This window comes from Streptomyces roseicoloratus, assembly GCF_004117935.1.
In the GTDB taxonomy this organism is placed as follows: domain Bacteria; phylum Actinomycetota; class Actinomycetes; order Streptomycetales; family Streptomycetaceae; genus Streptomyces; species Streptomyces roseicoloratus.
This window is the reverse complement of sequence record NZ_SDOY01000131.1, coordinates 146,650-161,589: the sequence shown is the minus strand read 5'-3', so window position 1 is coordinate 161,589 and position 14,940 is coordinate 146,650. Positions and strand designations below refer to the sequence as shown.

Sequence of the window (14,940 nt, the reverse complement as noted above, 5' to 3'; positions counted from 1 at the left end):
TGCCATGACCGAAGCGTCTTCCACCGAAGCCGCCCCGCTCTCGCTCTGCTCCCGAGAGCCCCACGTCCCCGCCGACCGCCTGGTGGCGGAGATGGTGCCGCCCCCGCGGTTCGACTCCGTGCGCTTCGACACGTACATCCCGGACCCGAACCAGCCCACCCAGATCGACGCCGTCAAGGTGCTCGGCGGCTTCGCCGAGACCCTGGGCGGCGCCCACGCGACCGGCGCGGGCAAGCGCCGCTGGTTCTCCAAGGCACCGAAGAAGGCGGCGCCGGCGGGCCCGCGCGGCGTCTACCTCGACGGCGGCTACGGCGTCGGCAAGACCCACCTCCTCGCCTCCCTCTGGCACGCCACCCCGGCCGAGCCCGCGCTCAAGGCCTTCGGCACCTTCGTGGAGCTGACCAACCTGGTGGGCGCCCTCGGCTTCCAGCAGACCGTGCAGACCCTCAGCGGGCACCGGCTGCTGTGCATCGACGAGTTCGAGCTCGACGACCCGGGCGACACCGTCCTGGTGTCCTCCCTGCTCAGCCGCCTGGTCGAGAACGGCGTCGCGCTCGCCGCGACCTCCAACACGCTGCCCGGCAAGCTCGGCGAGGGACGCTTCGCCGCCGCCGACTTCCTGCGCGAGATCCAGGGCCTGTCGGCACACTTCCGGCCGCTGCGCATCGACGGCGAGGACTACCGCCACCGCGGCCTGCCCGAGGCCCCGGCCCCGTACGACGACGAGACCGTCGCGAGGACGGCGTACGCCACGCCCGGCGCCTCCCTCGACGACTTCCCGCACCTGCTCGAACACCTGGCCAGGGTCCACCCGAGCCGGTACGGCGCGCTGACCGACGACCTGACCGCGGTCTGCCTGACCGACGTCCGGCCGGTGCCCGACCAGTCGACGGCGCTGCGGCTCGTCGTGCTCGCCGACCGGCTCTACGACCGCGAGATACCCGTGCTCGCCTCCGGACTGCCGTTCGACCGGCTGTTCAGTGACGAGATGCTGAACGGCGGGTACAAGAAGAAGTACTTCCGGGCGATCTCCCGGCTCACGGCCCTGGCACGCGACGCGAAGGGGCTCGTGGCGCAGTAGCTTGGGGGCCGTACCCGATCGAAAGGGATGCACCATGGCCGCTACGCGTACCGCCCACAACGTCTGGCAGGGTGACCTGCTCAAGGGATCGGGCGTCGTGACGCTCGACTCCTCCGGCATCGGCTCGTACCCGGTCTCCTGGCCGGCCCGCACCGAGGAGCCGAACGGGGTGACCAGCCCGGAGGAGCTGATCGCCGCCGCACACTCCTCCTGCTACAACATGGCGTTCTCGAACATCCTCGCCAAGAACGACACCCCGCCGACGCGCCTGGAGACCAAGGCCGAGGTCACCTTCGTGCCGGGCACGGGCATCACGGGCAGCCACCTCACCGTACGGGGCGAGGTGCCGGGCCTGGACGCGGAGCAGTTCCAGGCGCTGGCCGAGGACGCCAAGAAGAACTGCCCGGTGAGCCAGGCGCTGACGGGCACGAAGATCACGCTGACGGCCGAGCTGGCTTCCTGAGCCCTCGCCTCCGGTCCGTCTCCCCGTCCGCCTCCTGAGGCAACGTGGACCCGCATGGTTCACGGGTCACCACCGTGCGTGGTACACACATGCGGGTCACACGTCACACCACACACGCAGTCCTGTACCACCCCCATGGCCTCCGGCATGGGGGTTCCGCCACAGGAAGTGGGTTGCCTCATGTCCGCAACACGACGTCAGATCCTCACCGCCACCGCGGGTATCGCCTTCACCGGCGCCCTCTCCGAACTCTTCACGGGAACCGCCGCCGCCTCCGCCGCGCTCGGCCGCCACTCCGGTTACGGCCCGCTGGTCCCCGACCCGCACGGGCTGCTCGACCTCCCGGCCGGCTTCCACTACAAGGTCCTGTCCCGGCAGGGCGACCCGCTCCGCTCCGGCGAGGGTCCGGTCCCCGGCAACCACGACGGCATGGGCGCCTTCGCCGGCCGCGGCGGCCGGGTGCACCTCGTACGGAACCACGAGAACCGCACCACCGGGAAGATCGGCGTACCGGTCGTCGACGGGCTGACCTACGACCCGGCGGCCAAGGGCGGCTGCACCGCCCTCACGCTCGACCGCCGCGACGAGGTCCTGGACGAGCGCGTCGCCATCGCGGGCACGGCCGTCAACTGCGCGGGCGGGCCGACGCCGTGGCGCACCTGGCTGACCTGCGAGGAGACCGAGGACAAGGCGGGCACCAGCGGCTACACCAAGGACCACGGCTACGTCTTCGAGGTCGACGGCGCCGACCCGCGCCGCACCGGGGCCGTGCCGCTCACCGCGATGGGCCGCTTCCAGCACGAGGCCGTCGCGGTCGACCCGTACAGCGGGATCGTGTACGAGACGGAGGACGCCTTCCAGCATCCCTTCGGCCTGTTCTACCGCTTCCTGCCGGAGAAGCCGCTCGGCGGCACCGGCTCGCTGCGCGCGGGCGGCGCGCTGCAGGCGATGCGGGTGCCGGGCGTGCCGGACCTGTCGGTGGTGCGGGAGGCGGGCACGCGCTTCGACGGGATCGAGTGGGTGCCCGTACCCGACCCGTCGGCGGCCGAGACGCCGATCCGGCTGCAGGACTTCGGCCGGCGGGGCATCACGCACGCGCAGAAGCTGGAGGGCTGTTACTGGGGCGGCAGCTCGGTGTACTTCGTGTCGTCGTTCGCCCGCGTGTCGGACGGCTCGGGCGCCACGCACTTCGGCCAGGTGTGGAAGTACGAGCCGGGCCGGCGCCGCCTCACGCTCGTCGTCGTCTTCGGCCCGGACACCGACCCCCGGCTCCCCGGCGAGTCCCCGGACAACATCTGCCTGGCCCCGGCGGGCGGCCTGATGGTCTGCGAGGACGGCGACGGCGCGCAGCACGTCTTCGGCGTGAGCCGGAGGGGCGAGGTGTACGCGGTCGCGCGAGGGGCCCAGAACCTGGGCACCCCGGACGCCCCGGAGTGGGGCGAGTTCGCGGGCGTCACGTTCTCGCCGAACGGCAGGACGATGTACGTGAACTGCTACACACCGGGGACGACGTTCGCGGTACGGGGGCCGTGGGACCGGGCGTACGCCTGATCCGGAGCGACCGGGCCTCACCGTACCGGCCTGACCGCGGGCGGGTCGGAGGCGCGGGGCTTCGTCGACGACGCGGCCCGCGCGCTGCGGGTGGTCCAGCTGATCCTCCGGACGCCGGCCCTGCTGGCCCGCCTCCTGGAACGGCAGGCCGAGTGGCGCGAGGCCCTGGCGGCGGAGCCGGCACGCCGCCAGGGCCTCGACCCGGCGGCCGACCTGTATCCGCGGCTCGCGGCCGGAACGGCGCTGGTCGCCTTCCACACGGCGCTGCAGCGCTGGAGCGACACCGACGCGGCGGAGGACCCGCTGGAACTGCTCGACCGGGCGTTCGCGGTGGTGTCACGGGCGCTGGACGCGCAGGATCGGTAGAACGGCAGAGCGACAGAGCGACACGGCAGAGCGCGGAGCGGCAGGGCGAACGGCACGGGCCGAGGGCCCGGGGCCGGGGGTCCGACGGGCGGCAGGAAGGCGGGCGGGCGGATGCCGAGGACGAAGGCGAAGACGAAGACCGGCCGGGACGAGCCGTCGCTGCGCCGGCTGCTGCGGCTTCCCGTCGGCGAGCCGGTCGACCTCTCCGCGTACGACGCCGCCGGGACGCCCGGCGGTCCGGCCGGCAAACAGGCCGGTCTCGCCGCGATCGCCACCCTCGCGCCGCGCCTGGCGGAGCTCCAGGAGCGGCTGTACGCGGCGAGCACGGCGGGCGACCGGCGCCGGCTGCTGCTCGTGCTCCAGGGCATGGACACCAGTGGCAAGGGCGGCACGGTCAAGCACGTGATCGGCCACTTCAACCCGTCCGGCTGCCGCGTCCGCGCGTTCAAGGCGCCGACGGAGGAGGAGGCCGCCCATCCCTTCCTGTGGCGCGTCGCGCGGGCGCTGCCGGAGCCGGGCGAGATCGGCATCTTCGACCGCTCGCACTACGAGGACGTCCTGATCGCCCGGGTCCGCGAGCTGGTCCCCCGCACCGAGATCGAGAACCGCTACGGCGAGATCGCCGGCTTCGAGAAGTCCCTCGCGGACGGCGGCGTCACCGTGGTGAAGGTCTTCCTCCACCTCTCGTACGAGGAGCAGCGCGCCCGGCTCCTGCGCCGCCTCGACGACCCGGAGAAGCACTGGAAGTTCAACGCGGGCGACATCGAGGAGCGGGCCCTGTGGCCGGCGTACCAGGAGGCGTACGAGATCGCCCTGCGGCGCTGCGCGACGGAGCGGACGCCGTGGTACCTGGTCCCGGCGGACCGCAAGTGGTACCGCAACTGGGCGATCAGCCGCCTCCTCCTCGAGCACCTGGAGGACCTGGACCCGCGGTATCCGAAGGGCGACTTCGACGTGGCGGAGTGCCGGGCGAGGCTGCTGGCGTCGTGAGCGGCGCCCCTCGGTGACGCGGCGCGTGCCCGCCCTTCCGGCGCGAAGGGCGGGCGGGCTTCCCAGACCGTGGGGCGTCGGCTCGTCGCGTGGACTCGGGCCCTGCCGTTGTCGAGCCGCGAACGACGAGCCGATCTGATCGGATATTTTCCGTGGGTGACCAATCCTGCACGAAAGTTGTCGGCGCTGACTCTGCTGGGCGCCGTACTCGTCGGCTGCGGCGGGGGCGCGGCCGACTCACCCGCACCTGCCGCACCGGCCTCGCCCGCCACACCCACCACCTCCGCCTCGCCCGCCTCGTCGGCCGCACCGTCCTCGGCCGCGCCCGGCGCGAAGGCCGTGCCGCCCGCCGCCGGGCACCAGGCCGCGCCCGCCCGGCCCGCCCGCAAGGCCCCGCCGACGCTCGCCCCGGGCGCCGGCGGGCTCACCGCCGTCTACAGCCACCGGGCGAAGAGCGCCGAGAAGGTCGTCGCGCTCACGTTCGACGCCGACATGACCGCCGACCAGGGCCCGCGCGCCGCCCGCGGCGAGCACTTCGACAACCCGCAGCTCATCGCGACGCTGCGCCGGCTGAAGGTGGACGCGACCGTCTTCATGACGGGACGGTGGGCCGAGGAGTACCCGGACCAGGCGCGCTCCATCGGCAACGATCCCCTCTTCGAGATCGCCAACCACTCCTACAGCCACTACGCCTTCGCCGAACCCTGCTACGGACTGCCGACCGTCGCCCGGCCCGACATGGCGGCCGACGTCCAGCGGGCCTTCGACGCCTTCCGCGACGCCGGCGCCACCAACGTCGTGCCGTACTTCCGCTTCCCCGGCGGCTGCTACGACGACGCCGCCCGCCGCGCCCTCGCCCCGGCCGGCGTCACCGCCGTGCAGTGGGACGTGGTCAGCGGCGACGCCTTCGCGAAGGACGCCGACGCGGTCGCCGACCAGGTCCTCGACGGCGTGAAGCCCGGCTCCCTGGTCGTCATGCACTGCACCCGCAGCGCGGCCCCCGTGACGGAGCGGGCCATCCGGCGCATCGTCCCGGAGCTCCGCGCGAAGGGCTACCGCTTCGTGAAGGTCTCGGAGCTGATGTCCTGACCGGGGCGCGCAACATCATCAAGCGGCTGTCGGACACGTACATCAGGAGCACGGACACCGCGGACCATTCGCAGGAGCGCCTACGATCCGGTGGCCAAGGCCGTCTGGGCCATCGGCGGCAAGGCGCTGATGACGTACTCGTTGCGGGCACCGCCAGGAGGACGCGCTCAGCCGCGCCGGGCCGTGGTCCTGCACGCCAGGGTCACGGCCGTCGCCGCCAGGGCCACGGCGCCCGCCAGGGCGGGCCAGGGGTACGGGACCGTGCCCGGGCCCGCGGCGGTGACCAGGGCCGAGACCGCGCCGGCGGCCGGGGAACCCGTGGTCACCAGGGCGAGGAGCGAGGCGAGGAGCAGGGTCGTCAGGGACCAGCCGCGGGACCTGATCAGGGGACGGGTGGTCAGGGCGCCGACGGCCGTGCCGGTCAGGACGCAGACGGCCGCCGCGAGCAGGCCTGCGGCGCCCGCCGAGAGCGGGCTCGCGCCCTTCGGGTCGCCGAACGCGGTCACCGCGACGACGGCGACGGCCCCGACGAGCAGCACCGCGCCGGTCGCCGTCAGGACCGCCGCCCCATGGGCCCGGGCCGGGCCGGCCGCCGCCGCGGTCACCGTGCGGGCGGCCGAGGGCTCCTGGTTCAGGCAGATGCGCACCGCCCAGGCCGTCACCGGGACCAGGCCCTCCACCGCGTAACCGAGCGCGCCGAGCACCGGCTCGCCCGCCTGGACGCCGATGCCGACGAAGACGGCGTAGAGGAGGAAGGGCGCGAGCCAGCGCTGGGAGCGCAGCAGCAGCGCGGCGTGATAGCGGAGCAGCGCGGTCATCCGCGCACGCCTTCCGTGGCGCGGGCGGTGTCCTCGGGGCGGGCGGCGGTGACCGTGGTGCGCAGGTCCTCGACGTGCCAGCCCGCGTCGAGGAGCGTGCGCAGCACCTCGTCGGAGCGGGCGGCATCGACGGTGACGGTCAGCCGGCCGGCGCCGCCCGGGAGTTCGGTCGCGAAGCCCTCGATGCCCGGTGGCGGGTGGACGCCTCCCGAGGCGGTGACACGGACCTGCGCGAGCACGGGCGCCTCCGGCTCCGCCCGGCGCACGCCACCCTCCGCGACCACGCACTCCGGCTCCGCCCGGCGCACGCCACCCTCCGCGACCACGTACTCGGCGTCCGCCTCGCCCGCCAGTCGGCGCGGGTCGTGGTCGACGAAGACGACCCGGCCGCCCGCCGCGACCCGCTCGCGCACCGCGCGGTCGAGTGCGGCGCGGGCGCCGGTGTCGAGGCCGGTCCAGGCCTCGTCGAGGACGAGCAGGCCCGGCTCGGCGAGCAGGGCCTGCGCCACGGCCACCTTCTGGCTGGTGCCCTTGGAGAGTTCGGCGAGCGGCGCGTCGCGGTGAGCGGCGGCGCCGAAGCGCTCCAGCCACTCCGCCGCCCGCGCTCGGGCCTCCCGCCCGCCGAGGCCCTGGATCCGGCCCAGGTGGACGAGGTAGCCGGCCGCGGTGAGCGGCAGCGCGGCGGGGAAGCGCTCGGGTACGTACGCGGTACGGGCCGGGCGGCCGGTGATCCGGCCCGCGCCGGGCGCGTCGACGCCCGCGACGAGGCGCAGCAGGGTCGACTTGCCGGTGCCGTTGCCGCCGGTGAACCGGGTCAGGGTGCCCGCGGGCAGGGTGAGCCCCACCTCGCGCAGGACCCACGGCCCGCGCGGGCCGTATCGGCGGCCGACGCCTTCGAGGATCATGCCCGTGCGCCGGTCAGTTGGAGACCTTCTGCGGGGTGGCCTCGCTCGGGCGGACGACGACGAAGCCCTGGCCGTCCAGGCGCAGCTGGACGGCCTCGCCCGAACCGCCGCGCATCATCGAGCCGAAGGACTGCGAGCGGTGCAGCGAGGTCTGGAGCTGGGCGCTCCAGCCGACGACGGCGTCCGTGTCGACGCACACCGGGGCCTGCGGGGTGACCGGTATGACGATCGGGTTGCCCTCGCACATCAGGGCGAGCTTGCCGTAACCGGTGAAGACGCTGTTGAACAGGCCGCCGCCGGTCATTCCGGCGCCCTTCACCGTCTTGATCTCGTACTGCAGGGTGGGGTCGAAGCAGAGCACGTTGCGGCCGTTGACGGTCAGCGCGTCGCCCTGCTCGATCTCCACGATGAAGCAGTTCTGCGCCTCGTGCGCGAACCACGCCTCGCCCTGCCCGCGGACGGCCATCAGGGCCAGGCCCTCGCCGGTCACCGCGCGCTTGAGCAGGCCGCCGAGTCCCTGGCCCTTGTGCTCGAACTGCAGGTTCCCGCGGAAAGCGATCATCGAGCCCTGCCGGGCGTGCATCTCGCCGTTCACGGTGTACTTGACCGACTTGGGGTTCTGGAGGGTCATCCCCGGCACCGGCGCGGTCTCGGCGAGGTACTCCCTGGTGAAAAGATCGCTCTTCATGTCAGGCATCCTGACCCGGAACCGATGGTTCCTCCAAGAAGGGACGAAGAGGAAACCCGCGGGAAACCGCCCGGCGCGCGATGGCAGACTTGCCGGGTGAGCAGCAACGACACCGCGACCCCGGCCGCCGCCGACCCCCGTGACGAGAAGCCGCAGTACGTCCTCCCGCTCGTGGTCCGCATCGAGAAGGCCGCGCCCCCGGCCCGTACCGACGCCCTGGAGTCCGCCGCCCGCGCGGTCCTGGAGATCCTCGCCGACGAGCGCTCCGCCGGCGAGGGCGAGTGGGCGCGGGCCATGACGGACTGGCAGGACGCGCGGATCCGCAAGGTCGTGCGCCGAGCGCGCGGCGCGGAGTGGCGCCGGGCCTCGGCGCTTCCGGGCATCACGGTGTCGACGCCGCACGGCACGGAGGTACGGGTCTTCCCGCCCGTCCCGCTGGACGGCTGGCCCAAGGACCTCGTCAAGCTCCAGGTGTCGGGCACCGACCTGGACGACCCGGCCGAGCCGGGGCCGGTCCCGGACGGCGCGGCCGTGCTGTGGCTCAACCCGGAGCTCGACATGTCGGCGGGCAAGACGATGGCGCAGGCCGGACACGGCGCCCAACTGCTGTGGTGGCGGCTGCCGGACGCCGACCGCGAGGCCTGGCGCGCGGCCGGCTTCCCGCTCGCGGTCCGCACGGCGGCTCCGGAGCGCTGGGCGCGGCTCACGACGAGCGGACTCCCGGTCGTCCGGGACGCGGGGTTCACCGAGATCGCCCCGGGCTCCTGCACGGTGGTGTCGGAGTTCCCGGCCCTCGGCGTCGTGGCACCCTGACGGCTCCCCCGCGGCCGGGTTCGCGCGGCGAAACCTCAAATCAAGCTCTGAACGTCTCCACGACCGGATTCGAACGGTCGCTCCGGGGCCATCACGTGGGGGACCGAAGGAGGGGGACATGGCAGACATGAAGGAACTCGGGGTCGGCATCGGCTGGCGGCCGGAGATCGCGGACGCGGTCGAGGCGCTGCCGGGAGTCGACTGGGTCGAGGTCGTCGCGGAGAACATCTGCGCCGGTCACCTGCCCGAATCCCTGGCACGGCTGCGGGCGCGCGGGGTGACCGTGGTGCCGCACGGGGTCTCGCTGGGGCTCGGCGGGGCCGACCGGCCCGACGCCGGGCGGCTCGCCGCGCTGGCCGGGAAGGCCGAGTCGCTCGGCGCGCCGCTGGTGACGGAGCACATCGCGTTCGTAAGGGCCGGCGGTCCGCTCACCGCGACGCCCCTGCTCGAAGCCGGGCACCTGCTGCCGGTGCCCCGCACCTGGGACGCCCTCGACGTGCTCTGCGAGAACGTCAGGATCGCCCAGGACGCGCTGCCGGTGCCGCTCGCCCTGGAGAACATCGCCGCCCTGGTCTCCTGGCCGGACGAGGAGCTGACGGAGGGCCAGTTCCTGGCGGAACTGGTGGAGCGCACGGGGGTGCGGCTCCTCGTCGACGTGGCCAACCTCCACACCAACCGCGTCAACCGGGGCGAGGACCCGGCCGAGGCGCTGGCCGCGCTGCCGGTCGAGGCCCTCGCGTACGTGCACGTGGCGGGCGGTCTCGAGCGCGACGGTGTCTGGCACGACACCCACGCCCACCCGGTCTCGCGGCCGGTCCTGGACATCCTGGCGGACCTGGCCTCCCGGGTCTCGCCGCCGGGCGTGCTCCTGGAACGGGACGACCGTTTCCCCGCTCCGGAGGAGCTGGCCGCCGAACTCGACGCGATCCGTACGACGCTGACGAGCGCGAGCACGCGGAGGAACACCGGCGCCGTCGACGCCGAGCCTCCCGCGCGGTCCCGGCCGCTGCTCATCGGCGCGGGCGCGCGGGTCTCCGGCGACCCGATGCCGGTGCCGGTGCCGGTGCCGGTGCCGGCACCGGAGCACGTCCCCGCAACCTCATCCGTACCGGCTCCGGCACAGACGCCCACACCCCCGCCCGCACCCGGACCCGCACCCGACCCGGCCCCGGCCCCGCCGGGCGCCGCGCCGGCCGCCCGGACCGCCGTCCCCGTCCCCCGCACCGCCGCCCCCGACGCCGCCCGCCAGCGGGTCGGTGTCGCCGAAGTGGCGCTGCTCTCCGCGCTGGTCGCCGGGACGCCCGCGCCCGAGGGGTTCGACGTGCGGCGGCTCGGCGTGCAGCGGCGGGCGCTCGCGGCCAAGCGGGCCGACGTCGTGGCCAAGGTGGCGCCCGAGCTGCCGGACATCCTCGGCGAGGACTACCGGCCCGCGTTCCTCTCGTACGCGAGGAACCGGCCCATGACGGACGGCTACCGGCACGACGCCCTCGACTTCGTCGAGGGGCTGCTCGTCGCCGGGCGGCCCGAGGACCCGGCGGCGCGCGAGCGGCTCACCGCCTGGTGGCGGGAACGCGCGGGCGTCCGGCCGCCGGGCCCGGCGGCCCGGCTCGGGCACCGGATCCGTACGGCCCTGGGAAGGGTGTGAGGCAGCCATGACCGGATTCGTGGTCTTCTCCTACCTGGTCGGCGTGCCGGCCACGGCCGTGCTCTTCGTCAAGCTGGGCCGGCTGGGGCGCGGCCAGGGCGGCCATGTCCACGACCGTTACGAGGCGGCGTTCCTGAACGGCGGCCCGGCCCGGGTCGTCGACACGGCCATCGCCTCGCTGCACGCCGACGGGCGTCTGGCGGTCGGCGGCCCCGGCATCGTGCGGGTGCTGCGGCCGACCGCGCACGATCCGGTCGAGCGGGCCGTGCTCCAGGAGCTGGCCGGCGCGGCGAGCGGGGCGCTCGGACCGCTGCGGATCGCCGTGATGCGGCACCCCGCCGTCCAGGAGGTCGGCGACGCGCTCGCGGCACGCGGGCTGCTCATGGAGCCCCGGCCGCGCCGCTCGGCCGCGCAGTGGGGAACGTTCCTCGGGTTCCTCGGCGGCGTCCTGACGCTGTTCTCCTTCTTCTTCACGCTGGCGGACCTGACCGGTCCGGGTGGAGGCGTGCCGCTCTTCCTGCTGGTGCTGCCGGTGCTCGCCGCCTGGCTGACCGCCGCGGTCCTGTGCACGGTCAGGGCGCGGCGGCGGGTCACCCCGGCCGGGCGTGCCGCGGTGGCGGCGTACGGGCGGGACCGCGGCCACGCGGACCCGGGGCTGCTCGTCGCCCTGCGGGGGCTGCGCTCGCTGCCGGACCCGGGGCTGCGCGAGCAGCTGACCACGACGGCCCGGACCTACCGTCCGCCGCGGCCGGTCATCCACCCCGCCTCCTCCCACGCGAGGTCCTCGTCGTCCTCGTCGTCCTCGTCCCCCCTCGACGCGGCCGTCCTGCTGCCGGTCGTGTGGTGCGCGGCGGCGGCCGGCGGGGAGAGCGGGGGCGGCGGCTGCGGCGGAGCGGGCTCGTGCTCCGGGAGCGGCTCGTGCTCCGGGGGCGGGGTGTCGTGCTCCTCGTGGTCCGGTTCGGGCTCGGGTTCCGGTTCGCCGTCGTCGAGCTGCTCCTCCGGCGGCAGCTCCTGCTCCTCCGGGGGCAGCTCCTGCTCTTCCTCGTCCAGTTCCTGCTCCTCCTCCTCGTCCAGCTCCTGTTCCTCCTCCAGCAGCAGCTCCTGTTCCTCCGGCAGTTCCTGAGCCGGCCGTCCGGTGGCGGGCCGGTCCGCCCTCCCGTACAACCGGATCATGGTGTGGGTTCCCTTGCTCCTGGTCTCGCTCGTGGTCACGGGTGTGGCCTGTACGCGGGTGTGCCGGGACGCGGTGCTCGTCGACGCGCGGGGCCCGGGCGAGGGCGGTGAGGAGCTGACCGTCGTCGAGGCGGCGTACCTCGCGGGCGGTCCGCTGCGGGTCGCCGATCTGGCCCTGGTGAGCCTGCATCAGGCCCGTCTGGTGCTGCTCGCGCACACCGGCTGGGCGACCGTCGTGGACGGGAACGGCGGCCGGGACGAGCTGGAGCGCGCGGTGCTCCGGGCGATCGGGCCCGGCGGCCAGTCCCCGGTCCGGGCGGTACGGCCGCTGGTCGCGGGCACCTCGTGCGTACGGGCGCTCGCGGACGGCCTGGTGGCACGGGGGCTCGCGCTGCCCGAGGCGGAGCGGCGCACCTCGGTGGCGGGCGGGCGCGGGCTGCTCGGCGCGTTCCTGCTGACCCTGGTGCTGGCCGCGGCCGCGGTGCTGCTCGTGCCGGAGGGCGTGCGGGTGCCGGTGGCGGCGTGGTTCGCGATGCCGCTGCTGGCGGGCGGGCTGTGTCTGCTGGTCGCGCGGGCCGGCGGAGCGGGCTGCTGGGCCTCGCCCGCCGGGCGGCGGCTGCTCGCCGGGCTCTCGTCGACGGACCCGATGACGGCGCTCGCGCGGCGCGGCACGGTCGTCCTGGAACCCGCGCTGCGTGCGGCCTTTCGGGGACATGACAGCCGACACCCGTCGTAGTTCCTTTACTTGGCCGCCCCGGCCGCCAACGATCCCTGTGTCGCCCCGTGCCGCCCCGCCCGCCCGGGCCCGGAAAGAGAAGGGGACGCGCCGATGAAGTCCGTCGCGCTGCTGCTGTCCGCCCTCGTCACCCCCACCGCCCTCCTGGGGCCCGCCTCCGTCTCCGCTCAGACCGCTCCTGCCGCCGCGCTTCCGGCGGCCACGGCCCCGGCGGCCGCGTTTCCGGCCACGGCTCCGGCGGTCGACGCGCCGCCCGCCGAGAGCCGGGGCGTCGCCGTCGCGGCCGGGAAGGCCGCCGCCGAGGGCATCCGCTTCGGTCCGTGTCCGGCGGTCGAGCGGCTGCCCGCGCCGGTGGAGTGCGGCACGGTGCGCGTCCCGCTCGACTACGCGCACCCCGAGGGCACGCGCATCCCGCTCACCGTGAGCCGGGTGAAGGCCTCGGGCCCGGCGGACGGCCGGCAGGGCGCGCTGGTGCACAATCCGGGCGGCCCCGGCGCCTCCTCCACCTGGTTCCCGCTCGCCGCCGACCTGCCGGCCTGGCGGCGCATCGCCGCCGCGTACGACTTCGTCGGCTACGCCCCGCGCGGGGTGGGCCGCTCGGCGCCGGTCTCCTGCCAGGACCCGGCCGACCGCGCGAAGGGCCCGACGCTCGCGCCGACGGTGCCGTCCGAGGTCTTCAAGCAGGAGCGGATCGCCCGCGCCAGGACGTACGCGCAGGGCTGCGCCCGCCGCACCGGCGCGGCACTGCGGCACTACCACTCGCTCAACAACGCCCGCGACCTGGAGGTGCTGCGGGCCGCGCTGGGCGAGCGCCGCCTGACGTACCTGGGCGCCTCGTACGGCACGTACTTCGGTGCGCTGTACGCGACGCTGTTCCCGCACCGGGTGCGCCGGATGGTCCTCGACGCGCCGGTGAACCCGGCGCCGGAGCGGATCTGGTACGTCCACAACCTCGACCAGTCGCTCGCCTTCGAGCGCCGCTGGACGGACTTCCGCACCTGGGCGGCGAAGCACGACGCGGTGTACGGCCTGGGCGCGACGCCCGGCGAGGTGGCCGAGAACTACGAGAAGGTGCGGGCCGAGCTGGCCGCCGCGCCGGCGGCCGGGAAGGTCGGCCCCGGGCAGCTGCACTCGGCCATGCTCCAGGCGCTGTACGACGACCGGTTCTGGCCCGCCCGGGCGGGCGCCCTCGGGGCGTATCTGGCGGGCGACCCGAAGCCGCTGGTCGCCCAGGCCGCCCCGCCGGCCCCGCCGGTGGCCGCGCCGGACGGCGCCGGCACGAACGCGGGTGCGGGTGCGGCCGAGGGCACCGACCCGGGCAACGCGACGGCCGTCTACACGGCGGTGGAGTGCAACGACGCGCCCTGGCCGGAGGACTTCGCGCTGTGGGACCGGGACAACACCCGGCTCGCGAAGCTCGCCCCGTTCGAGACCTGGGACAACGTGTGGGCGAACCTGCCCTGCGCGTACTGGAAGGCGCCGCGGCAGAAGCCGCTGGACGTGCGGACCGGGCGAGGCGTGCTGCCGCCGGTGCTGATCCTGGCGGCGGAGCGGGACGCGGCGGCGCCGTACGAGGGAGCCCTGGAGCTGCAGCGCAGGCTGGCGGGCGCGGCGCTGGTGACCGAGCGGAACGCCGGCACCCACGGCACCGCGGGCGGGCCGAACGCCTGTGTGAACGGCTACCTGGAGCGCTATCTGCTCACGGGTGCCGTGCCGGCCGTCGCGAAGGCGGAGGACGGGAAGGAAGGGACGCCGGTGCGGCGCGCGTCATGCGCGCCGCACCCGGAGCCGGACCCGGTGTCGCTGGAGCGGCAGGCGGAACTCCGCCGGCCGTCTGATCTTCCGGGTCGAGGGATCACCGCCCGGCTGGGCGCCGGACGGTGACCGGGACAGGAGCGGCGGCCGGTCAGGCCAGGCCGGCCACCAGGTCCGGCACGCTCTTGCGGCGGCCGGTGTAGAACGGGATCTCCTCGCGGACGTGCATCCGCGCCTCGGAGGCCCGCAGGTGGCGCATGAGGTCGACGATCCGGTGGAGCTCGTCGGCCTCGAAGGCCAGGATCCACTCGTAGTCGCCGAGCGAGAACGAGGCGACCGTGTTGGCGCGCACGTCCGGGTAGCCGCGGGCCATCTTGCCGTGGTCGGCGAGCATCCGGCGGCGGTCCTCGTCCGGCAGCAGGTACCAGTCGTACGAGCGCACGAACGGGTAGACCGAGACGTAGTCGCGCGGGGTCTCGTCGGCCAGGAAGGCCGGGATGTGCGACTTGTTGAACTCGGCGGGGCGGTGCAGCGCCATGTTCGACCAGACAGGCTCCAGGGCGCGGCCCAGCTTCGTACGGCGGAAGAGGTTGTACGCCTCCTGGAGCTGGTCGCTCGTCTCGGCGTGCCACCAGATCATGACGTCGGCGTCGGCGCGCAGACCGGACAGGTCGTACGTGCCGCGGATCGTGATGTCCTTGGCGGCGAGCTGGTCGAACAGCTCCTGGACCTCGTCGGCGTAGCCGGCCCGGTCCTCGGGCAGGTTGTCGCGCAGCTTGAACACAGACCACAGGGTGTAGCGGATGACCTCGTTGAGGTCCTTCGCCTTCTTACCGGCGTTCGGGATCTTTTCGGGCGCACTCATAC

At 74.6% G+C, this 14,940-nt stretch carries 14 protein-coding genes and 1 pseudogene; 11 read left to right on the top strand and 4 right to left on the bottom strand.

The annotated features are described in order from the left end of the window. Positions 1-4 precede the first annotated feature (4 nt). From zapE to ESG85_RS19820, 6 genes and pseudogenes are all read left to right on the top strand, one after another. Positions 5-1,081, top strand: coding sequence for a cell division protein ZapE (gene zapE / locus ESG85_RS19845; RefSeq protein WP_128981081.1), 1,077 nt, complete (start codon positions 5-7; stop codon positions 1,079-1,081). A gap of 34 nt (positions 1,082-1,115) precedes the next feature. Continuing rightward, the gene (locus ESG85_RS19840) at positions 1,116-1,544 is read left to right on the top strand and encodes an OsmC family protein (protein ID WP_128981079.1); all 429 of its coding nucleotides are present in this window, start codon (positions 1,116-1,118) and stop codon (positions 1,542-1,544) included. Between the two features lie 180 nt (positions 1,545-1,724). Beyond that, the gene (locus ESG85_RS19835) at positions 1,725-3,095 is read left to right on the top strand and encodes an alkaline phosphatase PhoX (protein ID WP_128981077.1); all 1,371 of its coding nucleotides are present in this window, start codon (positions 1,725-1,727) and stop codon (positions 3,093-3,095) included. A gap of 66 nt (positions 3,096-3,161) precedes the next feature. After that, positions 3,162-3,461: pseudogene (locus ESG85_RS19830) on the top strand (acyl-CoA-like ligand-binding transcription factor); the annotation flags it as partial. A gap of 111 nt (positions 3,462-3,572) precedes the next feature. Then, complete coding sequence (locus ESG85_RS19825) at positions 3,573-4,451, top strand: PPK2 family polyphosphate kinase (protein ID WP_128981075.1); 879 nt, start codon at positions 3,573-3,575, stop codon at positions 4,449-4,451. A gap of 156 nt (positions 4,452-4,607) precedes the next feature. Beyond that, entirely contained in the window at positions 4,608-5,540 is a 933-nt protein-coding gene (locus tag ESG85_RS19820) for a polysaccharide deacetylase family protein (RefSeq protein ID WP_246095169.1), read from the top strand. A 167-nt stretch (positions 5,541-5,707) separates the two neighbouring features. Here ESG85_RS19820 and ESG85_RS19815 read toward each other — a convergent pair whose 3' ends face one another. Genes ESG85_RS19815 through ESG85_RS19805 form a run of 3 tightly spaced genes read right to left on the bottom strand, consistent with a single transcriptional unit; the run spans position 5,708 to position 7,951 of the window. After that, on the bottom strand, positions 5,708-6,358 hold the full coding sequence (locus ESG85_RS19815) for an ABC transporter (protein ID WP_128981073.1): 651 nt from the start codon (positions 6,356-6,358) through the stop codon (positions 5,708-5,710). Then, positions 6,355-7,263: an ABC transporter ATP-binding protein gene (locus ESG85_RS19810; RefSeq protein ID WP_128981071.1), complete on the bottom strand. Its 909-nt coding sequence runs from the start codon at positions 7,261-7,263 to the stop codon at positions 6,355-6,357. The genes ESG85_RS19815 and ESG85_RS19810 overlap by 4 nt, the downstream gene beginning before the upstream one ends. Positions 7,264-7,276: 13 nt before the next feature. Further along, positions 7,277-7,951: an AIM24 family protein gene (locus tag ESG85_RS19805; RefSeq protein WP_128981069.1), complete on the bottom strand. Its 675-nt coding sequence runs from the start codon at positions 7,949-7,951 to the stop codon at positions 7,277-7,279. Between the two features lie 96 nt (positions 7,952-8,047). Here ESG85_RS19805 and ESG85_RS19800 point away from each other — a divergent pair, with 96 nt between their 5' ends. The 5 genes from ESG85_RS19800 (at position 8,048) to ESG85_RS19780 (ending at position 14,202) form a co-directional block, all read left to right on the top strand. After that, complete coding sequence (locus tag ESG85_RS19800) at positions 8,048-8,764, top strand: peptidyl-tRNA hydrolase (RefSeq protein WP_246095168.1); 717 nt, start codon at positions 8,048-8,050, stop codon at positions 8,762-8,764. Positions 8,765-8,891: 127 nt separating this feature from the next. Continuing rightward, positions 8,892-10,409 (top strand): MbnB/TglH/ChrH family RiPP precursor modification enzyme, encoded by a 1,518-nt coding sequence (locus ESG85_RS19795; RefSeq protein WP_128981196.1) that lies wholly within the window; start codon positions 8,892-8,894, stop codon positions 10,407-10,409. 7 nt (positions 10,410-10,416) lie between these two features. Then, positions 10,417-11,532, top strand: coding sequence for a TIGR04222 domain-containing membrane protein (locus tag ESG85_RS19790; RefSeq protein WP_128981065.1), 1,116 nt, complete (start codon positions 10,417-10,419; stop codon positions 11,530-11,532). Between the two features lie 48 nt (positions 11,533-11,580). Next, complete coding sequence (locus ESG85_RS19785; RefSeq protein WP_128981063.1) at positions 11,581-12,318, top strand: TIGR04222 domain-containing membrane protein; 738 nt, start codon at positions 11,581-11,583, stop codon at positions 12,316-12,318. A gap of 93 nt (positions 12,319-12,411) precedes the next feature. After that, positions 12,412-14,202, top strand: coding sequence for an alpha/beta hydrolase (locus ESG85_RS19780; RefSeq protein WP_128981060.1), 1,791 nt, complete (start codon positions 12,412-12,414; stop codon positions 14,200-14,202). Positions 14,203-14,224: 22 nt separating this feature from the next. Here the strand turns inward: ESG85_RS19780 and hemQ are convergent, their stop codons facing one another. Continuing rightward, entirely contained in the window at positions 14,225-14,938 is a 714-nt protein-coding gene (gene hemQ / locus ESG85_RS19775) for a hydrogen peroxide-dependent heme synthase (RefSeq protein WP_128981058.1), read from the bottom strand. Positions 14,939-14,940: the final 2 nt, after the last annotated feature.